5 protein-coding genes and 1 pseudogene are annotated in these 4,995 nt (G+C 36.5%); 1 reads left to right on the top strand and 5 read right to left on the bottom strand.

Translation table 11 applies throughout. From position 1 onward, the window contains the following. On the bottom strand, window positions 1–478 hold a 478-nt coding region (locus DMP16_RS07865), incomplete at its 3' end, for a M20/M25/M40 family metallo-hydrolase (protein WP_143577064.1). Between the two features lie 134 nt (window positions 479–612). Between DMP16_RS07865 and DMP16_RS07860 the strand changes: the two genes are divergently transcribed. After that, the gene (locus tag DMP16_RS07860; protein ID WP_143577063.1) at window positions 613–2,139 is read left to right on the top strand and encodes a 4-hydroxyphenylacetate 3-hydroxylase family protein; all 1,527 of its coding nucleotides are present in this window, start codon (window positions 613–615) and stop codon (window positions 2,137–2,139) included. Window positions 2,140–2,149: 10 nt separating this feature from the next. On the opposite strand, the gene DMP16_RS07855 is transcribed toward DMP16_RS07860, so the two are convergent. The 4 genes and pseudogenes from DMP16_RS07855 to DMP16_RS07840 all read right to left on the bottom strand — a co-directional run. Further along, a complete protein-coding gene (locus DMP16_RS07855) occupies window positions 2,150–2,896 on the bottom strand; it encodes a CBS domain-containing protein (RefSeq protein WP_069284120.1) in 747 nt (248 codons plus the stop codon). 33 nt (window positions 2,897–2,929) lie between these two features. After that, window positions 2,930–3,463, bottom strand: a complete 534-nt coding sequence (locus DMP16_RS07850; RefSeq protein ID WP_069284121.1) for a hypothetical protein — start codon at window positions 3,461–3,463, stop codon at window positions 2,930–2,932. A gap of 434 nt (window positions 3,464–3,897) precedes the next feature. Beyond that, window positions 3,898–4,677, bottom strand: a complete 780-nt coding sequence (locus DMP16_RS07845; RefSeq protein WP_069284749.1) for a radical SAM protein — start codon at window positions 4,675–4,677, stop codon at window positions 3,898–3,900. A gap of 5 nt (window positions 4,678–4,682) precedes the next feature. Continuing rightward, window positions 4,683–4,995, bottom strand: a pseudogene (locus DMP16_RS07840) (hypothetical protein); the annotation flags it as partial.

Genomic DNA, 4,995 nt, shown 5'->3' with positions numbered 1-4,995 from the left:
TATCAGCCTTTAACTTGTTAGCATTTCTCTCTATGTAATCTTCTAAATTAATACTTCCAATTTCTTCTTCTCCCTCATACAAGAGTTTTACATTAACGCCTAACTCGTTTTTATCTAATAAGTGCTTAATTGCAAAAAGTCTAGCCATTAATGTACCTTTGTTATCAGATGCTCCCCTAGCGTAAATTTTACCGTCTTCAACAGTAGCAGAAAATGGTCCGTACTTCCATTCATTTAATGGATCTACTGGCTGAACGTCATAATGATTGTAAACTAATAGAGTCTTCTTTGCTTTAACGTTAATCTCAGAATAAACCACAGGGTGTCCTTTAGTCTTCTCCACGTAAGCCTTTACTCCTAACACCCTCTCTACCGTTTCCTTCAAATAGTTTGCAGTCTCTTCTATGCCTTCCCCGGTAGCAGAAACTGAAGGCATTTTAAGAAATTGAATTAACGTATTTAATTCCTCTTGTTCCATATAAATACGTATACATACTCTTTTATAAACTAAAGTCATAAGTTAGGATTTTTAAAAACATAGTAATGAAGTTTTTATAATTACTATTAAATGTAGATATCAAACTTTATAAACTCCCACGTGTAAAGTATAATATGGTTTTAAGAACAGGTGAGCAATACGTTGAGGCTATTAGGAATAGAAGTAAAGTTGAAATTTACGTGATGGGTAAAGAAGTTAAAGATGTTACTCAAGATCCCTTCTTAAAGCCAGCAGTTCTATCATTTAAAGCTACTTATGATGCAGCTCATGAGGAGGATACTAAACATCTGGGTAGAGCTTGGAGTCAGTTCATAAACGAAGAGGTGAACAGATTCACTCATGTACATAGATCTCCGGAGGACTTGGCTGCTAAGGTAAAATTGCTGAGAAAGATAAGCCATAAGACCGGGGCTTGTTTCCAGAGGTGTGTAGGTTGGGATGCGCTGAACACACTTTATATCACAACTAAGTTAATGGCTGAGAAAGGTAAGAAAGAGTATTACGAAAGATTTGTGGAGTACTTAAAATACGTTCAGAAGAACGACTTAGCATTAGCTGGGGCTATGACTGATGTTAAGGGAGTGAGGACTTTAAAACCCAGTGAGCAGCCTAATGCATATTTAAGAGTAACAGAGGTCACTAAAGAAGGAATTTATGTAGCAGGGGCTAAGGCAAATATTACTGGGATAGCTACAGCTGAGGAGATAGTAGTAATGCCTACCAGGGGGATGAGTGAGAAGGATCAAGATTTTGCAATAGCTTTTTCAATACCTTTAGATACTGAAGGAATAAAGGTAATAGTAGGAAGGCAATTGAATGATGCGAGGAGGTTTGAAGAGGGAGAAATTGATGGTTTACCTTATAGGTATAATCATGAAGGTTTAGTAATATTTGATAACGTTTTTGTACCTTGGGAAAGGGTATTCATGTATAAGGATTGGCAGATGAGTGGAATATTAGTTGAAATATTTAGTGCTTATCATAGACAAGGATATGGTGGATGTAAATCTGGTTTAGCGGATGTCATAATAGGTGCTTCTTATAATCTGGCAAAGCAGGTAGGTGTGGATAAAGCTCCTCATATACAAAACAAACTCACCGAAATGGTTTTACTAACTGAAAATATGTATTCAACTGGTATCGCAGCTAGTTTAGATGCTATTAAGTTATGCGAAAACGATTGCTGGTGGGTTAATCCGATGTTCGCAAACGTTACTAAACAGCTAGTCACTAGATTCCCATACGAGATTACTAAGTTTTCAACTGATATAGCAGGTGGAATTTTAGGAACTGGGCCTAGTGAGTCGGACTTAAAGAACCCTAAGTTAAAGCCTTATATCGAGAAGTACCTGCAGGGAATTTCTGATTATAAAGTAGAAGATAGATTGAGAATGATTAGACTATTGGAAAACGTGAGTTTAGGAGTTGCTTTTCTCATAGAGTCAGTTCATGGGGCTGGTAGTCCAGAGGCACAAAGGATAGTGATAAATAGAGTTTACGATTATGATTACGCTAGCAAGATAGCTATGTATTTAGCTAACATTAAGAAAGATGTAGAGTTTAAGGAGAAAGTGGAGCCTTGGAGAGAGACAGATACTGAGAGAACTGCAAAAAGTGTGACAAGTAATGATAAAAAATAAGTATAGTAGCTTAAACGTTTAAGAAAGCATACATCAAATCTCTTTCCGTTACGATTCCAATTAGTTTTTCATTTTCCACTACTGGTAACGTGCCTATCCTCTTGTCTATCATTATCTTAGCTGCTCTCCATATTCGCTCATATCTAGATACAGTTATTAAATTTTTACTACCTGCATCTAATACTTTTCCTATTTTATCATTTTTTGCAATAAATTTAACTATATCCGCAGCAGTTATTATACCTACCAATTTATCATCTTTCATTACTGGTAGCCTTCTAATATTATATCTAGTCATAGTTTTGGCAGCATTTAGGATGTCACTCTCTTCACCTATACAAATGACGTCTTTGCTCATCACTGAATCTATTATACCAGAAAAGTTGTTGGAAGTTAATAACTTTAATACTTCTCTCTCCGTAAATATCCCTACTAAAACGTTATTATCTACAATTGGAACCCCTCCTATACCCTTAGATAACATCAGCCTTACTACTTCATTTACCTCCTCATTTGGGGAAACTGAAACTAAATCCTGACTCATTATGTCTTTAGCCTTCAAATTGATGATATCTAATCCATACTCACTGAAGGAGGCTACTACGTCCCTAGTCGATACTATTCCTATAGGCTTCTCCTCCTTTAGTACTACGACTCTACCAGATGGATCTTTAGATAGGACATCAAGAACTTCCCTCATTGAGGACTCAGTTGATATTGTTATTATAATACTGCTAGCTAAATCTATTACTTTCATATGTATTATATTATCATGATAGTTAAAAAACCTTTAGAAGACTATTCTCGTTGTACTGCCAAATCTCTCAACGTTTCTAAACAACTCCCTATAGTCTTTAGTAAAATTGAAGCTATGAGTTCTTATCATAGCTTCATAGTAACCTTCCTTATCCTTAGCTCTTATCGTTAACCTATTATTCCTAAACGATATCTCATAGTAGTAATGCATAGAGGATAAGGCTACTTTATCTTCTTCAAGTTTTATGTTAGGTTCCTCTGCTAGCACTATAGAACGTACTTCAAAGAGGACTTTCCCTAAGACGAATTCAGCAAATCCCTCAATGTCCTCCTTTTCGGAAATGAAAACCGTGAATGAGCTAGCTATAGACATGAAAGGATCATTAGCTATTGCTGATTCAGTTTTCTCGTATAGGTGAATCGTATTAACGTTATCTAAACTCATCTTCCAAAGTTCCTCATAGGTTGCAATGTGAGGTTTTCCGTTTATCAAGACTCTTATCTTAAAGTTGTAAGAAGAACAAACTACATCCACTGGAATCCTTTTCCTCTCATCCACGCAATACATCTTAATAAATTACTCAAAACCATCTTATAAATGGGTTGTATAACAGTTTTTCGTTTTATATCAGTTTTTATTGTGATAACAATTAGATTGAAAATTTTGACAAAGGAAGGACAAGCCTCTCCCCCGGGGTAAAGTTTTTAAGTGAAGGAAGATTATTGAGGGAAGCCATAAAGCGTAATGAGAACGTGTCCATCCTCCTCAGTACATATCCCCGAGTCTCGAGGAGGGTGGAGTGGGGGCTCCTCTACCCAAGGGATAGGGGTAATTTGGCTGAAGACCCAGCTATCGCTGGACGAGTGGGTATTAATGCCCACTAGCTATGAAGTGGTGAAGGCGGTAAACCTATGAACCGCTCTAAGGGGAGGAGGTCAGAAGAATAGGCTAGTTGTCTAACTCCTTAAAATTTTGAATAATAAAACTAATTCATGAACCGTTTAAAATAATGGTTTATATTGCTTTCTTTTCTCGAATATCCAGTCCTCACTCTCCTCATGACATTCCAAACCGTTTTCTCTGCACAGCTTATTTATCATCTGTTTGATACCTTCCCACCATTCCTTACTTCCCTCTCTGAACTTCAACCCCTTATAATAATTGAAGTGATCATATACTACTCTAGTACTTATGCCACTAATCTCTTCAATAATATCCTTCACTTCACTATCATTTACGCCACGAATAATGGGTCCCAAAAATAGCCAAGTTTCAATTCCATTCTCGCTTAATTTTTTCAACGCATTAATCCTAGCTTTAGGAGGTGGAGCGTTCGGTTCAATATCCTTGTAGAGAGTAGTAACTGTGATTCCCACATCGACTTTATTCTTATACTTCTGTAGAACGTCAATGTCCCTCAATACTAAGGGGGATTTAGTTTGAATAGAAACTCTAAACCCATTTTGTAAAAGCAACTCTACGCTTCTCCTAGTTAGCCTTTCTAGGGCTTCAATAGGTTGATATGGATCGGTTATTGTAGAAACGCCAACAACGCCTCTCTTAAGCATATGTACTTCCCTCTTTAGAACCTCAACTAGATTCTCCTTGACTACAACTACTTTTCCCCAATTAGTTGAAGCGTCGCTATCTGGAGTGAAGTTAGGTGCGTAACAATAACTACAAGCATGAATACAGCCTAAATAGGGATTAAGACTGTAATCAAGCTCTCTCAAACCCGATTTACTTAATGCTGATTTAACTTTAATTCTCTTTACTATCATCAAACTCACTTCTCTAACCATTTATCAATAGTGTTATAGTTTAGCATTGATTTACTTAACCACTTCTTTAAATCCACCCTCAATATTTCTTTTAAGTAAGTGAATACTGGTTCTATAGAATCAAATATTAGAGGCTTATTTTTAAACATTTCTCTAACGTTTTCCCTAACAAACCAGACACCAATAGGTAGATTAAAACCCTCATATATTTCCCTCCATAAGATTGCTGTAGCCTGTTTCCTCCTTTCATATAAGTGCTCAGTTACCCCTAACCTAGACGCATAATAACAACCCCCTATTTCCGGGTAATCCTTTCTT

The sequence above is a fragment of the Sulfolobus sp. B1 genome, from assembly GCF_007050195.1.
Taxonomy (GTDB): Archaea; Thermoproteota; Thermoprotei_A; order Sulfolobales; family Sulfolobaceae; genus Saccharolobus.
This window is presented reverse-complemented; position numbering and strand designations above follow the sequence as displayed.

Coding starts and splice junctions, on each gene's coding strand:
- DMP16_RS07860 (WP_143577063.1), top strand. CDS start 613: ATGGTTTTAAGAACAGGTGAGCAATACGTTGAGGCTATTAGGAATAGA.
- DMP16_RS07855 (WP_069284120.1), bottom strand. CDS start 2,896: ATGAAAGTAATAGATTTAGCTAGCAGTATTATAATAACAATATCAACT.
- DMP16_RS07850 (WP_069284121.1), bottom strand. CDS start 3,463: ATGTATTGCGTGGATGAGAGGAAAAGGATTCCAGTGGATGTAGTTTGT.
- DMP16_RS07845 (WP_069284749.1), bottom strand. CDS start 4,677: ATGATAGTAAAGAGAATTAAAGTTAAATCAGCATTAAGTAAATCGGGT.